The organism is Pseudoxanthomonas sp. SE1 (assembly GCF_029542205.1).
Lineage (GTDB): Bacteria > Pseudomonadota > Gammaproteobacteria > Xanthomonadales > Xanthomonadaceae > Pseudoxanthomonas_A.
On the sequence record NZ_CP113783.1, the window covers coordinates 1,807,767 to 1,833,091 of the forward strand.

General features: G+C 67.2%; 21 protein-coding genes. 17 read left to right on the forward strand and 4 right to left on the reverse strand.

From position 1 onward, the window contains the following. Window positions 1–112 precede the first annotated feature (112 nt). Together OY559_RS08580 and OY559_RS08585 are read left to right on the forward strand one after the other, a co-directional pair. Window positions 113–658, forward strand: coding sequence for an OsmC family protein (locus OY559_RS08580; protein WP_277729607.1), 546 nt, complete (start codon window positions 113–115; stop codon window positions 656–658). Window positions 659–660: 2 nt separating this feature from the next. Next, complete coding sequence (locus OY559_RS08585; protein WP_277729608.1) at window positions 661–1,638, forward strand: AraC family transcriptional regulator; 978 nt, start codon at window positions 661–663, stop codon at window positions 1,636–1,638. Window positions 1,639–1,653: 15 nt separating this feature from the next. Here the strand turns inward: OY559_RS08585 and OY559_RS08590 are convergent, their stop codons facing one another. Next, window positions 1,654–2,253, reverse strand: coding sequence for a DUF1579 domain-containing protein (locus OY559_RS08590; protein WP_277729611.1), 600 nt, complete (start codon window positions 2,251–2,253; stop codon window positions 1,654–1,656). A gap of 81 nt (window positions 2,254–2,334) precedes the next feature. Next, window positions 2,335–3,177 (reverse strand): class I SAM-dependent methyltransferase, encoded by an 843-nt coding sequence (locus OY559_RS08595; RefSeq protein WP_277729613.1) that lies wholly within the window; start codon window positions 3,175–3,177, stop codon window positions 2,335–2,337. Window positions 3,178–3,326: 149 nt separating this feature from the next. Between OY559_RS08595 and OY559_RS08600 the strand changes: the two genes are divergently transcribed. Beyond that, the gene (locus tag OY559_RS08600; RefSeq protein WP_277729614.1) at window positions 3,327–4,253 is read left to right on the forward strand and encodes a M14 family metallopeptidase; all 927 of its coding nucleotides are present in this window, start codon (window positions 3,327–3,329) and stop codon (window positions 4,251–4,253) included. Between the two features lie 95 nt (window positions 4,254–4,348). Beyond that, window positions 4,349–4,615 carry a DksA/TraR family C4-type zinc finger protein gene (locus tag OY559_RS08605; protein ID WP_277729616.1) on the forward strand — a complete coding sequence of 89 codons (267 nt, stop codon included), beginning with the start codon at window positions 4,349–4,351 and terminating at the stop codon, window positions 4,613–4,615. A gap of 24 nt (window positions 4,616–4,639) precedes the next feature. Here the strand turns inward: OY559_RS08605 and OY559_RS08610 are convergent, their stop codons facing one another. Then, the gene (locus OY559_RS08610) at window positions 4,640–4,933 is read right to left on the reverse strand and encodes a YkgJ family cysteine cluster protein (RefSeq protein WP_277729618.1); all 294 of its coding nucleotides are present in this window, start codon (window positions 4,931–4,933) and stop codon (window positions 4,640–4,642) included. 435 nt (window positions 4,934–5,368) lie between these two features. Between OY559_RS08610 and OY559_RS08615 the strand changes: the two genes are divergently transcribed. From OY559_RS08615 to OY559_RS08645, 7 genes are all read left to right on the forward strand, one after another. Continuing rightward, window positions 5,369–5,917 carry a DUF6151 family protein gene (locus OY559_RS08615; protein WP_277729958.1) on the forward strand — a complete coding sequence of 183 codons (549 nt, stop codon included), beginning with the start codon at window positions 5,369–5,371 and terminating at the stop codon, window positions 5,915–5,917. Between the two features lie 55 nt (window positions 5,918–5,972). Next, window positions 5,973–6,863 carry a bifunctional helix-turn-helix transcriptional regulator/GNAT family N-acetyltransferase gene (locus tag OY559_RS08620; protein WP_277729620.1) on the forward strand — a complete coding sequence of 297 codons (891 nt, stop codon included), beginning with the start codon at window positions 5,973–5,975 and terminating at the stop codon, window positions 6,861–6,863. A 560-nt stretch (window positions 6,864–7,423) separates the two neighbouring features. Beyond that, entirely contained in the window at window positions 7,424–8,281 is an 858-nt protein-coding gene (locus OY559_RS08625) for a sulfotransferase family protein (RefSeq protein WP_277729622.1), read from the forward strand. Continuing rightward, on the forward strand, window positions 8,278–14,832 hold the full coding sequence (locus OY559_RS08630) for a DUF4347 domain-containing protein (protein WP_277729624.1): 6,555 nt from the start codon (window positions 8,278–8,280) through the stop codon (window positions 14,830–14,832). Before OY559_RS08625 ends, OY559_RS08630 begins: the two co-directional genes overlap by 4 nt. Before the next feature lie 201 nt (window positions 14,833–15,033). Beyond that, window positions 15,034–17,157 carry a M13 family metallopeptidase gene (locus OY559_RS08635; protein WP_277729626.1) on the forward strand — a complete coding sequence of 708 codons (2,124 nt, stop codon included), beginning with the start codon at window positions 15,034–15,036 and terminating at the stop codon, window positions 17,155–17,157. A 120-nt stretch (window positions 17,158–17,277) separates the two neighbouring features. Further along, window positions 17,278–17,871: an RNA 2',3'-cyclic phosphodiesterase gene (gene thpR, locus OY559_RS08640; RefSeq protein ID WP_277729629.1), complete on the forward strand. Its 594-nt coding sequence runs from the start codon at window positions 17,278–17,280 to the stop codon at window positions 17,869–17,871. A gap of 179 nt (window positions 17,872–18,050) precedes the next feature. Continuing rightward, window positions 18,051–18,488 (forward strand): hypothetical protein, encoded by a 438-nt coding sequence (locus OY559_RS08645; protein WP_277729631.1) that lies wholly within the window; start codon window positions 18,051–18,053, stop codon window positions 18,486–18,488. A gap of 55 nt (window positions 18,489–18,543) precedes the next feature. Here OY559_RS08645 and OY559_RS08650 read toward each other — a convergent pair whose 3' ends face one another. Beyond that, complete coding sequence (locus OY559_RS08650; protein WP_277729633.1) at window positions 18,544–19,617, reverse strand: tetratricopeptide repeat protein; 1,074 nt, start codon at window positions 19,615–19,617, stop codon at window positions 18,544–18,546. 147 nt (window positions 19,618–19,764) lie between these two features. Here OY559_RS08650 and OY559_RS08655 point away from each other — a divergent pair, with 147 nt between their 5' ends. The 6 genes from OY559_RS08655 (at window position 19,765) to OY559_RS08680 (ending at window position 25,307) form a co-directional block, all read left to right on the forward strand. Then, on the forward strand, window positions 19,765–21,123 hold the full coding sequence (locus tag OY559_RS08655; protein ID WP_277729635.1) for a M24 family metallopeptidase: 1,359 nt from the start codon (window positions 19,765–19,767) through the stop codon (window positions 21,121–21,123). 32 nt (window positions 21,124–21,155) lie between these two features. Beyond that, window positions 21,156–21,596, forward strand: a complete 441-nt coding sequence (trxC, locus tag OY559_RS08660; protein WP_277729636.1) for a thioredoxin TrxC — start codon at window positions 21,156–21,158, stop codon at window positions 21,594–21,596. 81 nt (window positions 21,597–21,677) lie between these two features. Continuing rightward, window positions 21,678–22,217: a GNAT family N-acetyltransferase gene (locus tag OY559_RS08665; protein WP_277729637.1), complete on the forward strand. Its 540-nt coding sequence runs from the start codon at window positions 21,678–21,680 to the stop codon at window positions 22,215–22,217. 26 nt (window positions 22,218–22,243) lie between these two features. Continuing rightward, window positions 22,244–23,026, forward strand: coding sequence for an SAM-dependent methyltransferase (locus OY559_RS08670; RefSeq protein WP_277729638.1), 783 nt, complete (start codon window positions 22,244–22,246; stop codon window positions 23,024–23,026). Window positions 23,027–23,164: 138 nt separating this feature from the next. Continuing rightward, window positions 23,165–23,440, forward strand: a complete 276-nt coding sequence (locus OY559_RS08675; RefSeq protein ID WP_277729641.1) for a hypothetical protein — start codon at window positions 23,165–23,167, stop codon at window positions 23,438–23,440. Between the two features lie 49 nt (window positions 23,441–23,489). Beyond that, entirely contained in the window at window positions 23,490–25,307 is a 1,818-nt protein-coding gene (locus OY559_RS08680; protein ID WP_277729643.1) for a tetratricopeptide repeat-containing diguanylate cyclase, read from the forward strand. Window positions 25,308–25,325: the final 18 nt, after the last annotated feature.

A 25,325-nucleotide genomic window follows, 5' to 3' on the forward strand; every position in this document is an offset into this window, starting at 1 on the left:
GTCTTCCGCGATTCCTTGCCGATCGTCCGGCGGCTGGCCGCGCACCGTCCCGGGACGCGTTGTTGCGCTCAGAATCCGCCTGCCCCAACCGTTCGATGGAATTCCCCTGGCCATGAGCAATCCACGAGAGATCGCCGATGCGATGCAGCGCGCCGTCAGCGTGTTCACCCGCCGTCCCGACAAGGGCCTGCATGACGATGTGAGCGCACGTGCGCGCTGGCAGGACGACACGCGGGTGGTGGCCACGCATGCCACCGGGACGACGGTCGAATCCGACATGCCGGTGGAACTCGGTGGCACCGGCGACCGGCCGTCGCCGGGCTGGTTCTTCCGTGCCGGCATCGCCGCGTGCGCCACCACGGCGATCGCGATGGTCGCGGCCGAGCAGGGCGTGGTGCTGGAGCGGCTGGAAGTGGAAGTCGGCAGCCGCTCCGATGCGCGCGGGTTGCTGGGCATGCGCGATGCGGAGGGCATGGCGGTCGACGCGGGTCCGGCGTCGATGCAGGTGGAGGTCGTGCTGCACGCGCCGGGTGTCGACGCGGTGCGCTTGAACGCGCTCGTCGTCGAGGGCCTGCGCCGCTCGCCGATGCAGGGTGCACTGTCCGGCCAGCCGCCGATCCGGGTGGCGGTGTCGGTCGCAGACCGGCCGGCGGACTGAACATGGACGCGCTGTCCGAAATCCTGCGCGTGGTGCAGATGTCCGGTGCGTTCTTCGTCAACGCCCGCTTCAGTGCGCCCTGGTGCTACCAGTCGCCGAAAGCCTCGCTGGCGGCGCCTTGGCTGGACCCGACCGCGGAGCAGGTGGTGATCTTCCATCTGGTCACCGAAGGCGAGTGCCTGGTGGAGATGGAAGGCATGCCGCCACTTGGCGTGCGCGAGGGTGACGTGGTGATGTTCCCCGGTGGTGCGGCGCATCGCATGGCCTCGACGCCCGGCCTGCCGCCGCCGCGTGGCGCGGCCGACCTCAGGAAACTGTTTTCGAGCCGGCCACGTCGCCTCGCCTATGGTGGCGGCGGCGAGCCTACACGCATCGTCTGCGGCTACCTGGCGTGCGATACCCGGCTCGCGCGATTGCTGCTGGACGGCCTGCCGCCCGTCGTGCGGATCAGCCTGCGCGATTCCGATGCCGGCGCATGGCTCGAATCGTCCGTGCGATATGCATTGGCTGAAACGCGCACGCCAAGACCCGGCGGCGCGAGCCTGCTGTCCCGGCTCGCGGAATTGCTGTTCATCGAAGTGCTACGCCGTTACGTGCACCAGCATGAAGGTCATGCGGGCTGGCTGGCGGGCCTTGGCGACCGCGTCGTCGGCAAGGCCCTCAACGCGTTGCACCAGCGGCCTTGCCGCGAGTGGACGCTCGCCGACCTGGCGCGTGTCGCCGGCACCTCACGTTCGGTACTGGCCGAGCGGTTCCAGCAACTGGTCGGCACGTCGCCGATGCTGTACCTGACGCAATGGCGGATGCTGATGGCGGCCAACCTGCTACGCCGCAGCAATGCGCCGCTGTCGCGGGTCGCCGAAGAGGTGGGCTACCAGAACGACACCTCCTTCAGTCGCGCGTTCCGGCGCGAGTACGGACTGCCACCCGCCGCGTGGAGACGCAACCTGGCCGACGCCGGCCAGGCCGCGCACGCTTGATGAGGGGCGGAGCGGCTACGGCCGCCGCTTGTAGGTGATTTCCATCATCTTGGCTTCCTTGCCATCCGGGGCGGGGCCGTACATCTCGAAGACTTCCGTGTTTTTGTCGGTCCAGCGCGTTGTCATGCGGCTGCTCTGGGGCTTCTTCGTCACCGGATCGTGGTGGGTGCCGGTGTAGGTGCAGCTCAGTTGGGCATCGCAGGTGCCCTCGCTGACCATGAGGCCCGTGCTCATGCTGTCGTTCCACGTGCCCCAGTATTTGCCGGTGACGTTGTCGAACCCATGCAGGCCCTGGCCGCTGAAGGGCTGGCCCATCATCTGCGAGGTCACTTCCTCCAGCATCACGCGGTTGCCGAGGATCATCTTGCGTGTCGCGGTGCCGGTATCGGTGCTGGGCGGTGCGCCGGGGGCGTACCAGCTCTTCACGGTGAGGTCGTAGGTGCCCGCCATCGAGGCCAGCCTGCCGTGTTCCATGCCTGGCGTGCCGGCCTTCTGATACGCCTCCATCATGGCCTGCGTCTCCGGTGTCATCGCCGGTGGCTTGTCCTGGGCGAGCGCGGGGCCTGCGAGCAGCAGGGCGGAAACGGCGACGGACAACAGGGTGGTACGGTGCATGGTGGCCCCTCCCGGGCGTGGTGGTGGCGACGTTGTGCACCCAACAGCGCTCAGGCGGCGTGAAGGCCAGGCGAGGGCCGGTCAGCGGCGCACGGCGACCACGCCGTCCAGCGCCCGCTGCGCCTTGAAGCCGGCCTTGTCCAGGCGTTTTGCCACCTCGCCGGGCACATCGCGCCCGCTGGTCAACTTGTTGGGCGTGCCGGTGTAGTGGAACAGCTTGCCGCCGCGACGCAGCACGCGCGCAAGCTGGTCGTAGAAGGCCTGCGAATACAGTTCGCCGGCGATGCCGAAACGCGGCGGGTCGTGCAGCACGGCATCGACGGAGGCATCCGCCACCTGCGTGATGGCCTGCGAGATGTCGGCGTGGGCCAGTTGCAGGCGGCCGCCGTGCCCGGGCGCGTCCGGATCGGGCGACCATGGATTGAGCGTGCGCAGCCAGAGCACGTCCGCATTCTTCTCGAACGAAAGGATGCGTGCGGCGCCCGCGGCCAGGCAGCACGCCGCGAAGTAACCCAGCCCGCCGCAGGTATCCAGCACCACCTTGCCGTGCGGCTCGACCAGCGCGACCTTGCGTTGCGCGTCATCCAGCGGCGATTCCTTCGACGTCGGCAGCATCTTGATGCCGTCGATCTCGAACGTGGGCGCGCCCCATTCCGTGGGCACGAGCTTGATCAGCGAGCCGGCGTAGCGCGAGATCGGCGAGAAATCCTCGCCGTCCCAGTAGTACAACGTGCGATCCTTCAGCCGGTCTGGATAGGGGTACGCCGCATCGCGCCACTGCCATGTTCCGGCCTCCAGCCGCGCGTCCGCCAACGTGCGTCCCAGGTCCAGCGAACCATGCCACGCGGTGTCGCCCCGGTCGCGTGCCGCCAGCAGGGCGGCAGCGGTATCGCGGGTGAGCAGGGGGCCTGTGTAGTGGGGCATGGAGCGGGAGTCCAGAAGCGCGTCGTGACCGCAGGAGCGGGATTTTCGCCCCCGCCGACCCTTCGGCGATAGCCCGGGATGTCTGCGGAAGCCATGTTGCTCCCGCTGGTATAGTGCCGACCCCTCGGATTCCCGGCCTCGCCATCGCCATGAACACGCCCGCCCGCTTCCATCCCATCGGCACACCCGGTACGCCCTGGGCGGCGGCGGAGAAAGCCCAGTGGCGCGCGCAGCAGCGCGTGCAGCGCCGTTACGCGGACGATGTGGTGGCGGTGGTCGATCGGCTGCGCGGACGCTTCGATGTACAGCAGTACGGCATGCTGGACTACGGTCCGGGCGAGGTCTATCCGCTGTTGGCGGTACTCAGCCGCGACTGGAACGAGGCGTTGCCCACGATGCTGGTCACCGGCGGCGTGCATGGCTACGAGACCAGTGGCGTGCATGGCGCGCTGCAGTTCCTCGAAGAGCGTGCCGCCGACTATGCCGGCAAGGCCAACCTGCTGGTGGTGCCGTGCGTCAGCCCGTGGGGCTACGAACGCATCCACCGCTGGAATGCCGATGCGCTGGACCCCAACCGCTCGTTCCGTGCGGACAGCCCAGCGCAGGAATCCGCCGCGTTGATCGCGCTGGTCGCGCCGGTGAAGGATCGGGTGCTGATGCACATCGACCTGCACGAAACCACCGACAGCGACGAGAGCGAGTTCCGTCCTGCACTTGCAGCGCGCGATGGAAAGCCGTTCGAACCCGGGGAGATTCCGGACGGCTTCTACCTGGTGGACGACAGTGCGAATCCACAGCCCGGTTTCCAGCGCGCCGTGATCGCGGCGGTGGCGGCCGTCACCCATATCGCCCCCGCCGACGCGCGTGGCGAGATCATCGGGTCGCCGGTGGTGGCCGAAGGTGTCATCCAGTATCCGGTGAAGTCGCTGGGCCTGTGCACCGGCATCACCGACGCACGCTACACCACCGTCACCGAGGTCTATCCTGACAGCCCGAAGGTGACGCCGCAGCAATGCAACGACGCGCAGGTGGCGGCGGTGGTGGCGGCGATCGGGTACGCCCTGGCGCAAGATTGAAATCCGCCTGTCGCGGCCCCATTCCTGTTCGTGAAAACCGCTGTGGTTGCCGGGCGTAAGCTGTCCCGGCAGCGGTACGAAGCGAGGACATGACCATGGCAACCGGATGGGCCGGCGATGGCGCCGTGCAGGAACAGATCGATGCGACCGTGAAGGACGGCATCGAACGCGCGCGTCGCGCGCTGCCCAAGGGTCCGAGCCTGACCCACTGCGAAGAATGCGAAAAGCCGATCCCGGCCGCCCGCCAGCAGGCGGTGCCGGGCGTGCGCCTGTGCGTGGTATGCCAGGAGGCGGCCGACCAGGAAGAGCAGGGTGCCGGCCTGTACAACCGGCGCGGCAGCAAGGACAGCCAGCTGCGCTAGCAAGGTGCCGTCACCCGCCGGGCATCACTCCACCGTCAGTGGAATGCCTTTCCTGCGCATTTCCGTGTAGTCGGTGCGCACCGCGCGGCAGTAGGGCCCGCTCATGACAAAGCGCCGGCATACGTCCGGCCGGGTCTGATAGATGCCGCAGTTCATCCGGGCGCCATCCAGTGCCACGCACCAGCCTTCCTCGTCGCGCGCCATCACGTGCAGGCCGGCGGGAGTATGGGTGGTGAGATGCGCGGGAATGTGGTCTTCCGGTTGCAGGACCACGGTCAGACGGCAGCAGACAGCGTCGCAACGCGAACACGAAGTCATGACGGCATGACCTGCAGGAGCCGGCCGCAGGCAGCGCGTGCTGCAGCGGGGAAAGGCATGGCATGTACAACGAGAGGACCAGGGTGTGGCGGGCAGGGCATGGGAGCTCCCGTGGGCAACCATCCCGCGTGGGGAATGCGTCGCGTGGGAAAGGGAGCGAAGCGGAGGGCCGGGGGCCGTGCGGAACGCGCGAAGCAAGCGGTGGGCTCGCGGCACGCATGCTACAGCATGCATCGCATGGGACGGCCTGCGGATGCGGAGGTACGTCACCTGAGCTTCATGTGGTGCCGCGCCCGTTTTCCTGCGCGTCAGGCAAGCATGCCGGGTTTGACGCCGCAGTCATACCGCGTGCGTTATCCCTGTCCGCAGATGTCTTGAAGCCGAGGTGCGTTGATGGCGCTGGAACTGCGTTGCCGCTGCGGGCAGGTGCAGGGCATGGTGGATGCCTGTCGGGCGTATGCGCGTGCAACCTGCTACTGCAGAGATTGTCGGACGTACGCGCGTCACCTCGGGCAACCCGGCGTGACGGATGCGCAGGGTGGTACCGACATCGTGGCGATGAACCCGTTGGCGGTGCGTTTCACGACAGGCGAGGAGCACATCGCCGGCCTTTGCCTGCGTGAAGGCGGGCTGCTGCGCTGGTACGCGGCGTGTTGCCGTATGCCGCTGGCCAATACGCCGCGCGACGGGAAAGTCGCCTACGTGGGCGTGGTGGCCGCATGCCTTGTGCCGGATACCGACGTCGATGCCGCATTCGGCCGGCCGGGCCGCGTGGTGCTGAATGCCGACAGTGCCGTCGGCGAGGTGCGTCGCACGCCGCTTGCTTTCCTCGGGGCCGGCGCCCGCATCGCCGTGGGCATCGTGGCGGCAAGGCTGCGCGGGCAAGCGCCGAGTCTGTTCTTCAGTGCCAATGGCCAGCCCCTGCGTACCGCGTACCCGCTGGGCGAGGATCCGCGCGGCGAGGCGGGGCGTGAGCCGGCCTGAGCCGATCGTGCGTACCGCGGTTGCCTCCGCACAAATATCTGACTAAAGTCAGGTAATGAACGAGAGCCAGATCCAGCGGGTCCGCCGCTTCAACCGCACGGTCACCCGCCGCATCGGGGTGCTCACTGATGACTATCTCGGGCACGGCCGCCCGTTGGCCGAGTCGCGCCTGCTGTTCGAAGCAGGGCATGCGGGGGCGGACGTACGTGACCTGCGCGCACGCCTCGGGTTGGACTCCGGCTATGCGAGCCGGTTGTTGCGTGCGCTCGAGGCGCAGGGGCTTGTGCGGGTGCAGGCATCGCCCGTTGATGCACGCAGGCGGCATGTGGTCCTGACCGCGAAAGGGCGGCGCGAGGTGGATGCGCTCGATCGTGATTCCCGGGCGTTGGCGGATTCCCTGCTGGCGCCCCTGTCGGCGCGACAGCGCGAACGCCTGGTCGAGGCGATGGATGAAGTGGAGCGCCTCATGCGTGCGTCCGCGGCGGAGATCGCACTGGAAGATCCGGCCTCCAGCGAGGCGCAGGCATGCATCCAGGCCTATCTGGACGAACTCGATGCGCGCTTCGAAGGTGGATTCGACGCCGCCCGCAGCGTGTCGGCCGATCCCGGCGAGCTGGTGCCGCCCCGTGGCGCCTTCGTGGTCGCGCGTCTGGAGGGTGAGGCGGTCGCATGCGGAGGACTGAAGCGGATCGCCGACGGCATGGGCGAGATCAAGCGCATGTGGGTGGCGCCGGACGCGCGCGGGCTGGGCATCGCACAGCGGGTGCTGGATGCGCTGGAGACGCGCGCGGTGGCGATGGGACTGCGCACGTTGCGATTGGACACCAACGGCAGCCTGGTGGAAGCGCGGGCGTTGTATGAGCGCAACGGCTACATCGAGATCCCCGCCTACAACGACAACCCTTACGCGCATCACTGGTTCGAGAAGCACCTGCGCACTGACTGAAGGCGAGGCCCACTGCTCGCGCAGGGATGAGCTGACGCTACGCGTTTGCTCGACCGGATTCGCGGCGGGGTTGATGGCCTGGCAGGCGCGGGTGTCGCCCCGGGGGCGTCGTGGCCGGCGGTTTGGGGTGGAATGTCATGGCAAGTCTCCTCCGGCCGACGGCCGGATGTGCGCTGTGCGCGTGCTGCGATGAGTAGCGTGTGGATTTGCAGGGGAAAGCGGGCCGAATGGCTCAGGACTTGCATCTGTGCGCAGCGCGCGCATTCAGTTGATGGGCGCCCCGGGGGCTGTGGAGTAATGTGAGTTACCCGGGTACCATGCTTCCAGCCGTTTGGACGGCGGGCACCTTGGGGTGGTGCCTGCGGAAATGCGTCCGGGCATAGACACCATGGGCCAGCCCTGTACGGCGCTGCGCCTGTGCGACAACAGGGGATCTGCTTGGATACTTCGGTCGGCATGCCGCGTGCATGTGCCGCCATGCGCGTTTCGCTTCTGCGAAGCGCGTGTTTGCGCAATGCGCAGCGTCCGGCAAGGGCGCGGGTTCGCGGGAAGGTCGTCGCGTGAGCAGGCGCTTCCACTTCATCTCGGGCCTGCCGCGTTCCGGATCGACATTGCTGGCCGGCATCCTGCGGCAGAACCCGCGTTTTCAAGCCGGCATGAGCAGTCCGGTGGCCGGGCTGATCAATGGCGCCCTGGAGCAGATGGGGGCGGGCGGCGAGTCCTGGGCATTCTTTGATGAAGCCAAACGGCGGGCCATATGCCGCGCCTTGCTCGATGCCTATTATGCCGACAGTGCGGCCGACGTGGTGTTCGATACCAATCGCACATGGACCGCGCGCATGCACCAGCTGGTCGAGTTGGTGGACGACTTCAAGGTGATCTGCTGCGTTCGGAATCCTGCCTGGATCATGGACAGCTTCGAGTCCATCCACCGGAAGAATCCCTTCGATTACAGCCGCATGTTCAACCCGGCCACGCGGCAGACCGTATACAGCCGCTGCGACCAGCTGATCAATGCCGGCGGCGCCGTGGGTGGTGCATGGACGGCGTTGAAGGAAGCCTACTACGGCGAATTCTCCGACCGACTGCTGCTGGTCGACTACGAACTGCTCACGCGCCATCCGGCCCGCACGATGGAACTGGTGTACGACTTCATCGGCGAACCGCGGTTCACCCACGACTTCGACAACGTGGACTACGCCGAAGAGGCGTTCGACCAGGGGTTGGGCGTCAAGGGCCTGCATACGGTCAGGCGGAAGGTCGAATTCAGGGCCCGGCGGAGCATCCTGCCGCCGGATCTGTTCGCGAAATATCAGGGCATGGATTTCTGGCAGGACCAGGCCGGCACGGCGGCGGGGATCGTTGCGCCGCGTCGCGACGGCAGCCAGGCCACGGACAACACCAAGGACACACCATGAAGCGCGCCCTGCTTGGCGGCCTTTCGACGCTGCTGCTCCCCTTTTCCGCGCATGCTGCCGCCACCTCTGCGGGCGGTTATCTGATGCGCGGTGGCTATCAGCCGCGCAGCTATCTGAGGATGGACCACCGCACAGGCTCCAGTGTGGTCGACCTGGCGCGAAACGGTGCCCCGTCTGTCAAGCAACGCACACAACACCCGCGCGACGTGACTGCCGATTCGTTGGCGGTCCTGCAGACCGCTGCCGTCACCGAGCTCGTGGTGATCGACAGTTCCGTCCAGGACAAGGCCACGCTGTATCGCGGGCTGCGTCCAGGCGTCGCTGCGGTGGAAATCGATGCGTCCCGCCCCGGCCTTCCGCAGTTGGTCGAGGCACTGCGCGGTTACCGCGACCTGGCCGCGATCCACGTGGTCTCCCACGCCAATGCAGGCATGTTGCAGCTGGGCAGCAGCAGGATCGACGCCGAGGCGATGCATGGCGAACTTTCCGCGATGCAGGCGCTGCGTGGCGCCGTTCGCGATGGCGCCGACCTGCTGCTCTATGGCTGCGATCTTGCTGCCGGCGCGTCCGGTGAAGCGTTGCTGGACATCATCCACCAGGGAACCGGCATGGATGTGGCCGGCTCGTCGAACCTGACCGGTGACGCGGAGCAGGGCGGTGACTGGGAACTGGAGGTACAGCGCGGCAGCTTCGACACCGCGCTGGCGTTCTCGGCCAAGGCGCTGGCCGACTTCTCGGACGTGCTGGTGGCCAGCAACGGCACGAAGACGTTCTCCATGTTCACGGACGCCGGCAACACGCTGGTCAACACGGATTTCACCGCGTCGGCACGGGACGGCACCAATGCCGTGCTCAACGTGAGCTTGTACGCGGGTGGCATCGCTTACATCCAGACAGGCGGTACGCAGACCGGCAACTATTTCTACGTGCAGGCAGATGGCGCCAACACGACGGCTTTCGAGCTTACCGGCCTCAATGCCGGCGAGTACCTGGATGGACAGTTCACCAACATGCGTGTCGTCGGCATGCTGGCATCCGGCGGTACCGTCACCTCGTCCACGGTCAACGGCAGCGCCATGCAAGGCGAGAGCTTCAGTTTCAGCGGTGGCGAGCTGTCGGCTTTCGCGGGACAGAAGCTGAAGGGCTTCAAGCTGTACGTTGACTGCCAGGGAACATGTGCGTCCCCGCCCAACAATCTCGCCTTCTTCGAGTTCCGCAACTTCACCATCCAGGGAGCCATTGACACGCCACCTGCCCCCATCGTGACGGATGCTCGCATCAGCATCTCCGGCGCGACCGGTACCGGCGGGGCCTTCAAGATCGGCGACACCGTCACCGCTACCTGGAACAACACCGCTGCGGGCGACAACAGTGGCATCATGACTGGCGTCACCGTGGATTTCAGTCAGTTCGGCGGCGGAGCGGCGGTGGCTGCGAGCAACAGCAGCAACACCTGGACCGCCACGTATACGATCACGTCGGGCGCCATCGATGCGATCAACAGCAACATCAGTGTCACTGCGACCAATACGGGCGGCAGCACGACGATCGGCGATACCACCAACGCCACGGTCGACAACATCGCACCGACGGTGACGGACGGCAACATCGCCATTTCCGGTGCGTCGGGCACCGGTGGTGTGTACAGGATCGGTGACACGGTCACCGCCACCTGGAACAACACGCCCGCGGGCGACAACAATGCGGACACCATCAGTGGTGCTACCGTCAACTTCAGCCAGTTCGGTGGTGGCGCGGCAGTGAGCGCGACCAACAGCGGCGGCACCTGGACGGCAACGTACACGTTGCCCAGTGGCGCGCTCCAGACGACGGGCCGCAATGTCTCGTTCACGGCGACCGACAATGCAGGCAATCTCACGACGGTAGTCGATACCACCAATGCCGCTGTCGACACTGCGCCGCCCGCGGTCACCGCCATCACGGTGAGCGGCTCTCCTGCGGCCACCGCCACCAGCGTGACCTTCACGGTCGCGTTCAACGAAGCGGTCAGCAACGTCTCGACCGACGACTTCGCGCTGGTCACGACGGGCTCGGCCACGGGCACGATCAGTGCTGTCTCCACCAGCAGCGGCACCTCGATCGACGTCACCGTGAGCGGCATTGCCGGCGATGGAACGCTGGAAGTGAATCTCAACGGGTCCACCGACATCGCGGACGCGGCCGGCAACAGCGGGCCGGCGGCGTTCACCAGTGGATCGACCCATACGGTCGCCATTCCGACCGCGCCGGGCGCACCGACCATCGGCACGGCGACGGCAGGCGATGGCCAGGTCAGCGTCACCTTCACCGCGCCGGGCAGCAACGGCGGTTCGGCCATCACCACGTACACGGCGACGGCCAGTCCCGGTGGCGCGTTCGGCACCTGTGCGGGGCCGGCAGCCTGCACGGCCACCGTGACCGGACTCAGCAACGGCACGGCGTATACCTTCACGGTCACCGCCACCAACGCCATTGGAACGAGCGTGGCGTCGGGCACGTCGAACGCAGCCACGCCCAAGGGCAACCAGACCCTCACGTTCGGCAATCCCGGTGCACAGAATTTCGGCACCACGCCGACGTTGGCCGCCACTGCGACATCCGGTCTCGCGCCGACGTTCAGTTCGTCCACCACCGGCGTATGCACCATCACCTCCGGCGGCGCGCTGACGTTCGTCACCGCGGGCAGCTGCACCATCGACGCCGACCAGGCCGGCGACGCTGTATGGAGCGCGGCAACCACCGTGAGCCAAACCTTCACGGTCAACGCCGTGGTGCCCGGGGCGCCGACCATCGGTACCGCGACGGCGGGAGATACCGAGGCCACGATCACGTTCACCGGGCCGGTCTCCATCGGCGGTGCCGCCATCATCGCCGGCGGTTACACGGTCACGGCGAATCCCGGCGGCGCAACCGGCACCGGCTCGAATTCGCCGATCACGGTCACCGGGCTGACCAACGGCGTGGCGTACACGTTCACGGTGACGGCGACGAACTCCGCGGGCACCGGCAGTGCATCGGCGGCATCGAACAGCATCACGCCCGCATCGCCGCAGACGATCACCTTCGCCAATCCCGGTGCGCAGAACTTCGGCACCTCGCCGACGATTGGCGCGACTTCGAGTTCGGGACTGACGGTGTCTTTCACCTCCGCCACGACCGCTGTCTGCACGATCACCCCGGGCGGCACGCTGACCTTCATCGCAGCCGGCATCTGCACCATCAACGCCGACCAGGCGGGCGACGGCAGCTTCCTCCCCGCGTCGCAGGTCAGCCGGTCGTTCTCCGTCAGTCCCGTGGTGCCGGCTGCGCCGACGATCGGCACGGCGATCGCTGGCGACACCCAGGCGAGTGTCGCGTTCACCGCCCCGCTGAACATCGGCGGATCGGCGATCACCAGCTATACCGTGACCGTCAACCCGGCCGATGTGGCACCGATCAATGGCGCGTCGTCGCCGATCGTCGTCACGGGCCTGACCAATGGCATCGCATACACCTTCACGGTGACGGCGGACAATGTGGCGGGCACGGGTCCTGCGTCGGCGGCGTCGAACAGCATCACGCCGGCAGCGACGCAGACCATCACCTTCAACAACCCCGGTGCACAGAACTTCGGCACTACGCCGACGCTAACCGCGACATCGGACTCCGGCCTGACGCCGACATTCACCTCGTCCACGACGGGCGTCTGCACGATCACCTCCGGTGGTGCGCTGACGTTCGTTACCGCGGGCACCTGCACGATCAATGCCGACCAGGCGGGAAATGGCAGCTATCTGGCGGCCCCGCAGGTCAGTCGCACGTTCACCGTCAATCCGGTGGTGCCGGGTGCGCCGACCATCGGGACGGCCACGATGGCGCTTGCAGGAGAAGTTGATATCGCGTTCACCGCGCCTATCAGCAACGGTGGCGTGGCGATCACCGGATACACGGTTACCGCACAGCCTGGTGGAGCGACCGTCGTGGGCGCGTCGAGTCCCATCCGCTTCGCCGGTCTGTCCGCGGGAACCAGTTACACGTTCACCGTGGCCGCGACGAACAGTGCGGGCACGGGGTCGGCTTCGGCGGCATCGAATGCGGTCACGCCCGCCCCAGCGCTCGTCGCGGGCCCGGTCAGCACGTCGCTGCCCTATGGCGCGACGGCCACGCCGGTGACGCTTGCGATCACGGGCACCGCCACGTCGGTGGCCGTTGGAGCTCCGCCGGCGCACGGTACCGCCACTGTCAGTGGTACGACGATCACCTACCAGCCGACGCCGGGTTATTCCGGCCCGGACAGCTTCACCTATACAGCCAGCGATGCGTACCAGACCACCGCGGCCGCGACGGTGACGATCACCGTGACGGCGCCGACGGTGGTGCTGGATGCCGCGAATCCCGGCAACGGCGCGGGCGGCACAGCCTACACGCATGCGTTCCTCGCCAGTGGCGGTGCATCGCCTTACCGCTTCCAGCTTGTCGGCGGCGCTTTGCCGAGCGGGCTGAGCCTGGGCACGGACGGACGCATCACCGGCACGCCGACGGTGGCGGGCAGCTTCACGTTGACGGTGGAGGTGACCGACAGCAGCACGGGCACCGGTCCCTTCACGGCGCAGCAGCAGTACACGCTGCAGGTGGTGGCGCCGCAGATCGCGTTCGCGCTGCCCGCATTGCCGCAGGCGACGCATGCCAGTGCGTTCGACCAGACCCTGACGGTAACCGGCGGCACCGCGCCGTACACCTACGCGGTGACGGCAGGCAGCCTGCCGCAGGGCGTCGCGTTGAGTGCGGCGGGCGTGCTGTCGGGAACGCCGACCGCGTCGGGGCGCTTCTCCTTCACGGTGGAGGCGCGTGATGCCAACGGCTTCACGGGAGCGCAGGCGTACGAACTGGTCGTGGCACAGGCGCTGCAGGCCATCACCGGCTTCAGTGCGAATCCGGCCACGCCGGTGTTCGCGCCCAATGGCACGTTCACCGTGGCCGCGACGGGGGGTGCGTCCGGCAACCCGGTGGTGTTCGCGAGCGCCACGGCGCAGGTCTGCCAGGTGAGTGGTGCGACCGTCACCATGCTGGCGGCCGGGCGTTGCAGCCTGACAGCGGACCAGGCAGGCGATGCGAACCACGAGGCGGCACCGCAGGTGCGACTGGACGTGGATATCGCGGCCGCCGTGCCGACGCTTGAATGGCCGGAAGAACTGCGCAAGGTGTTCGGCGAGCCTGCGTTCGACCTGGTGAACCCGCAGAGCCCCAGCAGCGGTGCCTTCACCTTCACCAGCAGCGATCCGGAGGTGGCCAGCATCAATGGGCGCACCGTGACGCTGCATGCGGAAGGCGAGACCGTCATCACCGCGTCGCAGGCGGCCGCCGGCAACTACGCGGCGGCCAGTGTGGAGATGCGCCTGCAGGTGGAAGTGCGCCCGGATCCGACCCGGGACCCGGGCGTGGTCGGCCTGTTGCAGGCACAGGTCGATGCGAGCGTGCGTTTCGCAAGCGCGCAGCAGTCGAACATCCGCGACCGCCTGCGCCAGGTGCGCAGCGGTGCCAACGGCTCCAGCAACAACGTCACGCTGGCCTATGCCGGTAGTGAGGAGCGCCAGGGGCTTTCGGTGCCCGTGGGCCAGGCCACGGGCGGCAGCCTGCCGGCGCTGCCGCAGGGATGGGGGGCGTGGGCATCGGGCACGGCGACGTTCGGCAAGAGCGGCCGGGCAGGCGGATACGACTTCCAGACCGATGGCCTCACGCTGGGTGCGGACCGCGCCATCGGCGAACAGGTGCTGGTCGGCGTGGCGGGCAGTCTGGCGCGCAACGACAGCGATCTGGACGGCACGGCGTCGCGCCTGAAGGCCGACCAGCGCTCGCTGGCGCTGTACGGCCTGTGGCGCGCGGGCGAGCATGTGTTCGTGGACGGCATGCTGGCCACCGGGCGCCTGGACTTCGATATCCGCCGCTGGAGCGACGATGCCGGGGCGATGGGCACCGCGGTGCGCGATGGCAAGCAATGGTTCGGTTCTTTGGCTTTCGGCTACGAGCATCGTGGCAAACGTATGGCGCTGACCACCTATGGTCGCTTCGATGCCAGCCGCACCACGCTGGAGGCCTATCGCGAGTACGGGATGGACATCTACGACCTGGCCTATCGGCGCCAGATGGTGGAGAACAGCACCGTCGCGCTGGGCCTGGAGGGCAGCTACCGCTTCGGTGGTGACGACGGGCGCTACCGTCCGTTCTGGAGCCTGGAGTATCGCCAGGCGCTGGAGGACAAGGGCGAGGCCGCGATGAACTATGTCGTGTGGCCGCACCCCACCGACTATCGCCTGGACATGCAGAGCTACAACGACGATGCCCTGGCATTGTCGGCGGGCCTGGACGTGAAGCTGCGACAGGGGTGGCTGCTGTCGTTGCTGTTCGGTCACGAACAGGCCAGCAACAGTACGCAGGGCAGCAGCATCGGCCTGCGGCTGTCGTATGGGCAGCCCTCCAGCGGCGGGTTCGTGCCGGATGACGGCACGATGGCCGGCGATGCCGCCCGTCGTTGCGGACGCCGGTGCGCCAACAGCGGCGCCGCGCCCCGCTGACGCCGCTTTCCGGCAGGCCAATCACGCGAAGCCCGGCCTTGGCCGGGCTTCGTCTTTTCAGTGTTGCGGGGCATGGACGGAACGCCTCCCGCAGCCTTGGCCACCACCTTTTGGCACGGTCTCCGGGGCGGGCGCTGTCGGTATCCTCACGGGCACGCCCGCGCGCGATGCGCGTACCTGTCCCGTTTCCGGAGAACGCTTTTGAAGAAGACCCTGCTGACCACCGCGACCTCGCTGGCTCTGTTCCTCGCCGGGCCGCTGGCTGCGCACGAAGACGATGGCTGCCTGGATGACGGCTGCACGCTGCAGGCCCTGTTCGCCGAGTCCGGAAGCACGGGCGCGGCCGCGACCGGGTCCACCATCGCCGCCCGGCGTTTCGGCGAGTGGGGCATCGACACCGCCGGCATGGACCGCGAGGCGCAGCCCGGTGCGGACTTCTTCCGCTACGTCAGCGGTACCTGGGCCGACACCACCCAGATCCCGGCCGACCGCTCCAGCTACGGCGGCTTCGCCATCCTGCGCGACCTGTCCGAAGCCCGCCTGCGCGTGCTGGTGGAAGGCTATGCGCTGGGCGACCCGGCCACGGGCGGCGACGCAGCGAAGATCGCCGCGCTGTACCAGGGTTTCATGGACGAGAAGACCGTCGAGGCCCTGGGTGCCGAGCCCCTGCAGCCGGTGCTGGCCGACATCCGCGTGGCGAAGGACAAGGATGCGCTGGCACGGCTGATGGGCCGCCGGGGCAGCTTCAACGACAGCTTCTTCAACCTCAGTGTCACCGACGACCAGAAGGACCCGGACCGCTACACGCTCTACCTGAGCCAGGGCGGCCTGGGCCTGGGCGACCGCGAGATGTACCTGCGCGACACCTTCAAGCCGCAGCGCGAGCACTACGAGGCCTACATCGCGCAGATGCTGCAGCTGGCCGGCTGGGACACGCCGCAGGACAACGCGAAAGCGATCCTGGCACTGGAAACGCGTATCGCCGAGGCGCACTGGACGCGTGCCGAAAGCCGCAACCGCGACAAGACCTACAACCCGCTGGCGATGGCCGAGTTCGCCACGAAGTCCCCGGGGTTCCCGTGGGCGGACTTCTTCAAGGCCGCCGGCGTCGACGGGGCGGGGCGCGCGGTGATCCGCCAGGATTCCGCCATCCCCAAGATCGCCGCGATCTTCGCCGACACCGACGTGGCTACGCTGCAGGCCTGGCAGGCCTTCCACGCGACCGACAATGCCGCGCCGTTGCTGTCGAAGGACTTTTCCGTGGCGCAGTACGAGTTCCGCGACAAGTTCCTGTCCGGCCAGCCGCAGCAGCGCGAGCGCTGGAAGCGTGGTGTCGCGTTCTCCGAGAGCGCGATGGGTGAGGCCATCGGCCGCGACTATGTGCAGCTGTACTTCCCGCCGGATGCCAAGGCCAAGATGGACGCGCTGGTCGCCAACGTGAAGGCGGCCATGGGCGCGCGCCTGGACACGCTGGCCTGGATGAGTCCGGCCACCAAGGCCGAAGCGCACGCCAAGCTGGCCGGCTTCGGCCTGAAGATCGGCCACCCCGACACGTACCGCGACTACAGCGCGCTGGTGGTGAAGAACGGCGACCTGTTCGGCAATGCCCTGCGTTCGCAGCAGTTCGAGTGGGACTATCGCCGCAATCGCATCGGCAAGGCGGTGGACAAGGGCGAGTGGGGCATGACCCCGCAGACGGTGAACGCGTACTACAACTCGGTGAAGAACGAGATCGTGTTCCCGGCCGCCATCCTGCAGCCGCCGTTCTTCGATCCGGATGCCGATCCGGCGGTGAACTACGGCGGCATCGGTGGCGTGATCGGCCACGAGATCATCCACGGCTTCGACGACCAGGGCCGCAAGTCCGACGGCAAGGGTCTGCTGCGCGACTGGTGGACGGCCGACGACGCGGCCAAGTTCGAAGTGCAGGCGGCCAAGCTGGGCGCACAGTACGAGGCGTATGCGTTCCCGCAGCTGCCTGGCATGCACATCAACGGGCGTGTGGCGATGGGCGAGAACATCGGTGACCTCGGCGGCCTGACCATCGCGCTGGAGGCTTACCACCGTTCGCTGGAAGGCAGGCCGGCGCCGGTGATCGACGGCTTCACCGGCGACCAGCGCTTCTTCATGGGTTGGGGCCAGGTGTGGCGCACGCTGTGGCGCGACGACGCGCTGCGCCAGCAGCTGGTCAACGGCACGCATTCGCCGGGCCATATCCGCGCCTTTGCCCCGCTGCGCAACATCGATGCGTGGTACGACGCATTCGGCATCAAGCAGGGCGACCCGCTGTACATCGCGCCCCAGGATCGCGTGCGGATCTGGTGATCCGATGACGCCGCAGGAAGGCGGGAGCCCGTGCTCCCGCCTTCCCTGGCAGGGCGTTGCAGGGTTGCATCGTCCGACGCGCGCGCCGATGATGAGGCGATTGTTCCGCGCTCGCGTGCCATGTCATCCCGTTCTGCTTCCACTCCGCAAGGCGACCTGTTCGGCGGCCCGCAACCGGGCCGGCTGCATCGACTGTTCTTTGCGCTGGTGCCCTCTGCGGGCGAATGCGAGGCGCTGCGGCACCGTGCCGAGGATCTCAAGGCGACGTATCCGCAGGCGCGCTGGGTGCGGCCGGAACGCTACCACCTGACCCTGCATTTCCTCGGCGAGAGCGATAGCCCGCGCGAGGACATGATCGCCACCGCGCGCAACGCCATGCAGGCGTGGCAGCCGGAACCCCTCGGCATCACCCTCGACCATCTGCTGTGCCTGGGCAACCCGAAGAATCCCGCGCTGACGCTGGCGGCCTTGCACCCGTCGCCCGCAACGGTCGCCTTCTGGCGCGACCTGCAGCAGCGCCTGCTGCGCGCAGGCTTCAAGCAGCACGTCGGGCGCAGCTTCGTGCCGCACCTGACGCTGGCTTACGTGCCGCCGCGCACCGCACCGGTGGATGTGCCACCCGTCGTGCTGCATCCGCAGGAGGTGCACCTGCTGCAGAGCATCGAGGGCGAGGCGGACTACCAACGCCTGGGTGAGTGGTCCCTGGCAGGCTAGCCTTCCGGCGAGGCCGAGCAGCGGGACGTCGAGGGGGCGGATGTAATCCCATGTCGCTGCGACGCGCGTTCGTCGGTCTGGCCCCGTATTCCGGCCAACGCATGGCCGAAGGATGGTGTCGTGCCGCGTTCAGCTGGGCACCCGGAATCATCCGGCGACCATCGAACGAGGAACCCGACATGAAACGCTTGCCATTGCTGTGGGCGCTGCTGCTGTGCGTGCTGTCCTTCCCGCTGTCCGCGCAGGACCGCAGCTATACCGAAGGCCCGGTCATGGAGGTCACGGCGGTGAAGATCATGGATGGCCAGTTCGACAACTACATGAAGCACCTGCAGGGCCAGTACAAGCGTGTCATGGAAGCGCAGAAGGAGGCCGGGATCATCCTCGGCTACGCGATCTATTCCACCCAGGCGCGCCGGCCGGACGAGCCGGACCTCTATCTGACCGTGGTCTATCCGAACATGGCCGCCTTCGATGGCCTGCGCGACCGTTCGGAAGCCGTCTCCGGCAAGGTCACCGGGCAGAGCACGGCACAGGCGAACACGGCCTACGCCGATCGCGGCAGGATGCGCCAGATCCTGGGCAGCAACCTGGTCCGCGAATTGAAGTTGAAGTAGCCGCGCCGCGCGGGTCCGCGCTTGCGGGTGCGGTCCCGCGTCGCTGCACCGGGGCCTAGTGCCCCTGCCTGCGCAATGTATCCAGCTTGGCCTGGTAGAGCGCACGGGTAGCGCCCTCGCTGAGTTCGCGGGCGCGCGCCAGTGCCTTTCCCGCACGCCGGTGGTCGCCCTGCAGGAAGTACACGCGGGCGAGGCCGAAGTGGAAGCGGTGTTCGCCGTCGTACAACTGGATGGCCTTGCGGTAGTGGGTGGTGGCGCGCGCCAGGTCGCCGTCGCGCTCGAAGCCGGCGGCCAGCAGGAAATGGTGGAACGGATCGCGGGCCTGCACGGCATCCAGCCGCTTCTGCAGGGGGCGCGCGGCCTCCACGTCGCCCGCACGCTGGTAGAACGTGACCAGGTTGAACAGGGCGCCGGGATTGTCGGCGTCGAGGTCGAGCGCACGCCGGTAGGCCTGCTCGGCACGCCCTGCATCGCCGCTGCGCAGGTGGATGACGCCGATGTTGCTCCAACTGGTGGCGTAACCTGGGTCCAGGGTCAGGGCCATCTCCGCATGGCGCAGCGCATCGGCCTGCGCGCCGTCTTCTAGCAACGCCACCGCACGGTTGTTGTAGTAGTGGGCGATGAGGCGGGCGTCGTGGACCGGTTCCGGCGGCTTGCGGGTGATGACCTCGTTCCACGCCACGTCGACGGTGAAGCGGCGCTCGCGAATGCGTACGCCGGCATTGACGTGCTGGGTGCGGTAAAGCGTGTTGTGGTCCTGTCGCCAGGCCAGGGTTTCGTCGACCTGCTGCGCGTAGGCATCGAGCCCTGCCTCGCGCGCCAGCGCCACCGTCAGCAGGGTGAAGCTCATGCAGTTGGCCTGGCGCGTGGCGTAGGCTTCGGCCACGGTGTGGTTGGCGTCGGGGTGGTAGTTCATGCCCAGCCCGCGGGGACTGAAGAGGAAGTCGACCATCCGCTCAAGCCGGGCGTGCGGGAGGCGGGTGTGATCGAGGACCTGTTCGCGGAACTGCCGCTTCAGCGGTTCCGGCACTGCCAGCACGTCGGCGGCAGCAGGAGGTGGAGCGGCTTGGGCCAGCGCCGACAGGGCCGACGACGCCAGCAGCAGGGTGCCGAGCCATTTCGTCCACATTGCCCACCTCCGGGCCCCGCATCGGGACGCGTCCGCGTACCCGGAGTGTAGTCCCGCATCGCAGTGCGACATGAACCGTCCCGGCAGCGTTGACGCGATCATCGTGGGACGGCTAGCGTCAGGGCCCTTTCGCCTGAGGCGTCCCGCATGCGCGTTGCCAATTCCCTGCTCCTGTTGCTGGCCGGCCTGGCGTCGGCGCCCTGCGGACACGCCGCACCGGTGCCGCAGCAGGGACGGGACGGGATCGACGTGGGCGCGGTGCTGTCGCCGCGGGACCGCGTGGAGCCCGAGAACCGCATGCTCCGCGAGCGGCTCGACACCTTGCTGCCACGGCTGATGCGTGATGCCGACCTCGACATGTGGGTGGTGATCGCGCGCGAGTACGCCGAGGACCCGGTGTACTTCACGCTGGTGCCGCAACCGGCCCATGCGGCGCGCCGGACCACGATGCTGGTGTTCCATCGCCAGCCGGACGGCAGCGTGCAGCGGCTGTCCATCAACCGATACCCGTTCGGCGCACCCTACGAGACGGCGTGGTCCGGCGGAGACCTCAATGCGCAGTGGGAGGCGCTGGGGGCGCTGATCACCGCGCGCGACCCGCGCAGGATCGGCATCAACGTCTCCGGCGAGTGGGCGGTCGCCGATGGCCTGACGCACGCGCTGCACGAGCGCCTGCTGTCGGTGCTGCCGGCCGCGCTGCACGCCAGGCTCGTGCCGGCGGAGACGCTGGTCGTCCGCTGGATGGAAACCCGCACGGCGGGAGAGCTCGCGGCGTATCCGCATATCGTGTCGCTCGCACGCGGCGTGATCGCCGAAGCGTTCTCGGGTCGGGTCATCACGCCCGGCGTCACCACCACGGACGATGTGGCCTGGTACATCCGGGAGCGCTTCGAGTCGTTGGGGCTGGCGCCGTGGTTCATGCCGGACGTGAACCTGCAGCGGGCCGGAACGGCGTGCGCCGACGATGCGCCGTTCTGCGGCGAAGAAGGCGTGATCCAGCCCGGCGATGTGCTGCATACCGATGTGGGGCTGTGCTACCTCAAGCTCTGCACCGATACGCAGGAAATGGCCTATGTGGCGCGTGCGGGGGAAGCCGGGGTGCCTGCCGGGTTGCGTGCGGCGCTGGCACAGGGCAACCGCTGGCAGGACGCGCTGACGGGCCAGTTCGTCAGCGGTCGCACGGGCAACGAGATCCAGGCGGCGACGCAGCGCGAGGTGGCGCGCCTGGGCCTGCGCGCGGCGACCTACTCGCATCCGGTGGGGTTCGTGGGCCACGCGCCCGGGCCGACGATCGGCATGTGGGACAACCAGGGCCCCACGGCGGGGCAGGGCGACTGGCCCCTGCATGCCGATACGGTCTACGCCATCGAGGGCAACGTGAAGGCACGCGTCCCGGAGTGGGGCGGGCAGAACGTGCAGGTGAAGCTGGAGCAGATGGCCGTGTTCGATGGCCGGAGGGTGGTCTATCTGGCAGGGCGGCAGGTGGTCTGGCACCTGGTGCGGTGACGCGCCGGACGCGCGGGCGTTAGGATGCCCGCATGAGCGCCGATGCCCACCTGATCGCCTGCCCGCACTGCGCGGCGATGAACCGTGTGCCGCCGGCGCGGCTGATCGAGGCACCCAACTGCGGGCGCTGCCACCATCCCCTGTTCACCGGCCTGCCGCTGGCGCTGGGCGAGGCGGACTTCGACCGCCACGCGCTGCGCAGTACGCTGCCGTTGCTGGTGGATTTCTGGGCGCCGTGGTGCGGGCCCTGCCTGCAGATGGCTCCGCACTTCCAGCAGGCGGCGGGCGTGCTGGAGCCCGCGATGCGGTTGGCCAAGGTGGACACGGAAGCCTGCCCGGGACTGGGCAACCGCTTCGGTATCCGCAGCATCCCCACGATGGTGCTGCTGCAGGGCGGCCGCGAGCTCGCCCGGCAGAGCGGGGCGATGTCGGCGGAGGCGATCGTCAGGTGGGCGCGAGGGGTGGTGGGATGATGTTGCAAAAGACGCGTAAACGCGGTGCGGTGTTCTGTGCGGGCGCCAAGCGATGATCACGAATCGTGCGGTGGTCGCGGCATGACTCTGCCGATTCTTGAAACAGGCCGCTTTCACCTGCGGCCTCTGCTTGAGAAGGACCGGGCGTTGTACGTTTCCATTTACACGAACGAAGCGCTGATGCGCTTCGTGGGCGAGCCAATGACGTCCGGGGACGCAGCACGCGCGTTCGGCGCGTTTCTTAGTTCCAATCGGCATGGTGACCTTCGGCGGGCTTGTTGTTGGGTGATCGAACACGGCGGTCCGACGCGGGAAGCAGTCGGGCTTCTAGCGCTGATTCCCCATTCGCATGCCGCTGAAATCGGAGTGATGGTTCTACAGGCTTGGCAGGGTCGCAAGGTTGCCCAGGACGTCATCGGGTTCCTTTCCGGCCATGTGTTCCAGGGGGAGAGTTGGACACGGACCTTCAGCCGACATCTGCGCGAGAACGAAGCAGGTGCTGGCGTGATGCGCAGGCTGGGGTTCCGGGAGATGGAGGATGTTCCCGGGGGCGCGCGATTTCGGGGGTGGGAGATGGCGCGCGGGGAGTGGAAGGAGCGCCATTCGGTGGCGCAGCTGTAAGGGACATGATGGGGCAGGAGGAAGCAATGACAGGAATGGGTACGCTCGCATGCGTGGGCGTAGGAATGACGTTGGGAGCGCACCTTGCGCCGCGAGCGCGGAGCCATATCGAACAGGCCGATGTGGTCTTCAGTGCCATGTCGGATCCGATCGTGGAGCTTTGGGTCCAGGGCATGAACCGGGACGTCAGGAGCCTGCAGCCGCTCTATGCCGAAGGGAAGCCGCGTCGCGAGACCTATCGCGAGATGGTGGACCTGATGCTGGCAGAGGTCCGCCAGGGGCGCCGCGTATGCGGGGCCTTCTACGGTCATCCCGGGGTCTTCGCCCAGGTGCCGCACCAGGCGCTGGCGAAAGCGCGTGCGGAAGGCTATGAGGCTGTCATGGAAGCCGCTGTTTCTGCTGAGGATTGCCTCTATGCGGATCTGGGCATCGATCCTGGCGCTTTCGGTTGTCAGCATTTTGAAGCCAGCCAGTTCATGTTCTATCGGCGCAGAGTGGATCCTTCCGCCTACTTGGTCCTTTGGCAGATCGGCGTGGCTGGTGACCTGACCACGGGGCGCCTGTCCACGGACGCTGGAGCAAAGCAGTTGCTGGTGGATCTGCTGCTTGACGACTACCCGCCGGATCATGAAGTTGTCGCCTATGAAGCAGCGACCCTGCCCATTGCCCCCCCTCGCATTGACCGTCTGCCGCTCGATCGGTTGCCTACGGCCTCCCTGTCGACCGCGACCACGTTGGTGATACCTCCTGCCATGCCCTTGCGCCCTAACGAGCGCATGCTGGAGCAACTGCGCCGCATGGCGCGGTGACGCCTGGTGGTGCCGGAATGGTCATGGCAAGACCATTGAAAAGTGGGTATTGTCCCGGTCGGGGGCAGCTTTTGCCGGCCTGTCGGGTCCGGTAGTGGCTGCGAAAGCGTCGAATTTCATCAAAATTGGGGAAACAGCGTGTCCAATGCAATCCGCTTTCTGGAATCCATGGGGGCGTCCGATTCGCTGCGTGCGGCATCGGACTATGAGGCGGCGGTGAGGGCGCTCGATGTCGGGTCGGCCCAACAGACTGCGCTGCTCGACCGTGATTCGGCTTCACTTGCGGGGCTGTTGCTCGCCCGTCCGACGATGTTCTGCATGATCCTGGCTCCGGACGAGGGCAAGGAAGACGAATTGCCCGACCAGGCCGACGAGCAGACGGATGGAGACGAGGATCACGGAGAAAAAGAGTAGGCTCCGGGAGCGTTTTGCTCCGGCTGCATCGGCTGATCAGGAGAAGGACATGAGACTCGGGAAAGGACGTACCTTGTGGTTGGCAGCTGCGCTGGCGTGCGTTTTCGCCGCGCCGGTCCAGGCACAGGTTTCTCCCGGCATCGATGCGCTGATCGAACAGGCGGAGGCGATCAAGACGTCGCAGCCCGCCAAGTTCTATGATCTGTTGGAACGCCTCGAAAAGCGTGTCGAGGAGGCCACACCCGAGCAACGCCTCAAGCTGAGGCTGCTCAGGGCGCATGGTTTCCTGATGAAGGGCAGGGCGGAGCCGGCGATACGCGAGCTCCGCCAGATCCAGCAGGAAACCGACGACCCGGAGATGCTGTTCTGGACAGGCTCGCTGCTGGTCAACACCTACGCGTTGACGCGGAAGTTCGAGCAGGGGCTGACGACGCTCAATGACATCCTCCCACTCGCCACCAAGGTGGAGAAGAAGGACGTCCGTCACCGGGGTCTTCTGGTCGCGGGCCTGCTGTACAACCAGGTAGGGGAGTACATGCTCGGCGAGCAGTACGCCAACCAGGTCCTGGCAGACGCGCCCGAGGGGCGCAACCAGTGCGCCGCCGGCAACTTGGTTGCCGAAGCGGCGCTAGGGCTCAAGAAGGCGCCCTCGGAGGAAATGATCTTTCGTACCATCAAGGTCTGCGAAGACCAGAAGGAGCCGATTCTTGGTGGATTGACGCGTACGTACCTTGCACGGAAATGGGTGGAGGACGGCAAAGTCGATCAAGCCATCGAACTGCTCGAGCGTTACCTCCCTACCGTGACGGCTACGGGCTACCCGCTGGTCATCAGTGAGTACCACGCCATGCTGGCCAGCATGTACCTGAAGCTGGGCGACATCGGCACGGCGCAGGCGCACGCCAACGAAGCGGTGGAGCGAGGGGTGGGCATGACATCGCTGCCGCTCGTGGTGGCATACAAGACACTTTATGAAATCGCCGAGTCGCGTGGTGATTCCAAGGCAGCATTGTCGCGCTACCGGCAGTACGCCGACGCCGACAAGGCATACCTCAACGACGTGAAAACGCGCCAGCTCGCTTATCAGATCGTCCGCCAGCAGATCCTCCAGAAGACCCAGCAGATCAGCATGCTGGACCAGGAAAACCAGGTCCTGCAGCTGCAGCGTACGGTCGACCAACAGGCCGCGCAGAACACGCGGCTGATCGTCATCCTGCTGGTGCTGCTGGTCGCCTCCATCGGCTACTGGGCGTTCAAGATCAAGCGCGTGCAGCTGTCGCTGAAGAAGATGGCCGAGACCGACGCGCTGACCGGCATCTGCAACCGCCACCACTTCACCCTGCGTGCCGAACGCGCGCTGGCCGAGTGCGCCCGCAATGGCGAACAGGCCGCGCTGATCATGTTCGACCTCGACCACTTCAAGAACATCAACGACCGTTTCGGCCATGGCACCGGCGACTGGGCACTCAAGGAAGTGGCAGAAGCCAGCAAGGGCTTCTGCCGCCGCATCGACGTACTCGGCCGCCTGGGTGGCGAGGAATTCGCCATCCTCATGTACGGTTGCGACCTGCGCGCCGCTGCCCGCGTGGCTGAAGACTGTCGCGTGCGCCTGGCGCAGATCGAGACCCGCGAGACCGGGCATGTCTTCGCCATCACCGGCAGTTTCGGCGTGACCTCCAGCGTGCAGTCCGGCTACAGCCTGGCCAAGCTGCTGTCGCACGCCGACAAACAGCTGTACCGCGCCAAGCACCTGGGCCGCAACCGCGTCTGCGTGCACGAGAACGAACACGAGAACGTGCGTGCCTCCGGCAGCAACGTGCTGGAACTGCCGCAGCGCGAAGGCCGCACGGAACACCTGGGCGCCTGACGCTGCCGCGTCGCCTTG

Coding starts and splice junctions, on each gene's coding strand:
- OY559_RS08595 (WP_277729613.1), bottom strand. CDS start 3,177: ATGCCCCACTACACAGGCCCCCTGCTCACCCGCGATACCGCTGCCGCC.
- OY559_RS08645 (WP_277729631.1), top strand. CDS start 18,051: ATGAAACGCTTGCCATTGCTGTGGGCGCTGCTGCTGTGCGTGCTGTCC.
- OY559_RS08585 (WP_277729608.1), top strand. CDS start 661: ATGGACGCGCTGTCCGAAATCCTGCGCGTGGTGCAGATGTCCGGTGCG.
- OY559_RS08615 (WP_277729958.1), top strand. CDS start 5,369: ATGGTGGATGCCTGTCGGGCGTATGCGCGTGCAACCTGCTACTGCAGA.
- OY559_RS08665 (WP_277729637.1), top strand. CDS start 21,678: ATGACTCTGCCGATTCTTGAAACAGGCCGCTTTCACCTGCGGCCTCTG.
- OY559_RS08670 (WP_277729638.1), top strand. CDS start 22,244: ATGACAGGAATGGGTACGCTCGCATGCGTGGGCGTAGGAATGACGTTG.
- OY559_RS08630 (WP_277729624.1), top strand. CDS start 8,278: ATGAAGCGCGCCCTGCTTGGCGGCCTTTCGACGCTGCTGCTCCCCTTT.
- OY559_RS08650 (WP_277729633.1), bottom strand. CDS start 19,617: ATGTGGACGAAATGGCTCGGCACCCTGCTGCTGGCGTCGTCGGCCCTG.
- OY559_RS08605 (WP_277729616.1), top strand. CDS start 4,349: ATGGCAACCGGATGGGCCGGCGATGGCGCCGTGCAGGAACAGATCGAT.
- OY559_RS08580 (WP_277729607.1), top strand. CDS start 113: ATGAGCAATCCACGAGAGATCGCCGATGCGATGCAGCGCGCCGTCAGC.
- thpR (WP_277729629.1), top strand. CDS start 17,278: ATGTCATCCCGTTCTGCTTCCACTCCGCAAGGCGACCTGTTCGGCGGC.
- OY559_RS08610 (WP_277729618.1), bottom strand. CDS start 4,933: ATGACTTCGTGTTCGCGTTGCGACGCTGTCTGCTGCCGTCTGACCGTG.
- trxC (WP_277729636.1), top strand. CDS start 21,156: ATGAGCGCCGATGCCCACCTGATCGCCTGCCCGCACTGCGCGGCGATG.
- OY559_RS08620 (WP_277729620.1), top strand. CDS start 5,973: ATGAACGAGAGCCAGATCCAGCGGGTCCGCCGCTTCAACCGCACGGTC.
- OY559_RS08590 (WP_277729611.1), bottom strand. CDS start 2,253: ATGCACCGTACCACCCTGTTGTCCGTCGCCGTTTCCGCCCTGCTGCTC.
- OY559_RS08655 (WP_277729635.1), top strand. CDS start 19,765: ATGCGCGTTGCCAATTCCCTGCTCCTGTTGCTGGCCGGCCTGGCGTCG.
- OY559_RS08600 (WP_277729614.1), top strand. CDS start 3,327: ATGAACACGCCCGCCCGCTTCCATCCCATCGGCACACCCGGTACGCCC.
- OY559_RS08680 (WP_277729643.1), top strand. CDS start 23,490: ATGAGACTCGGGAAAGGACGTACCTTGTGGTTGGCAGCTGCGCTGGCG.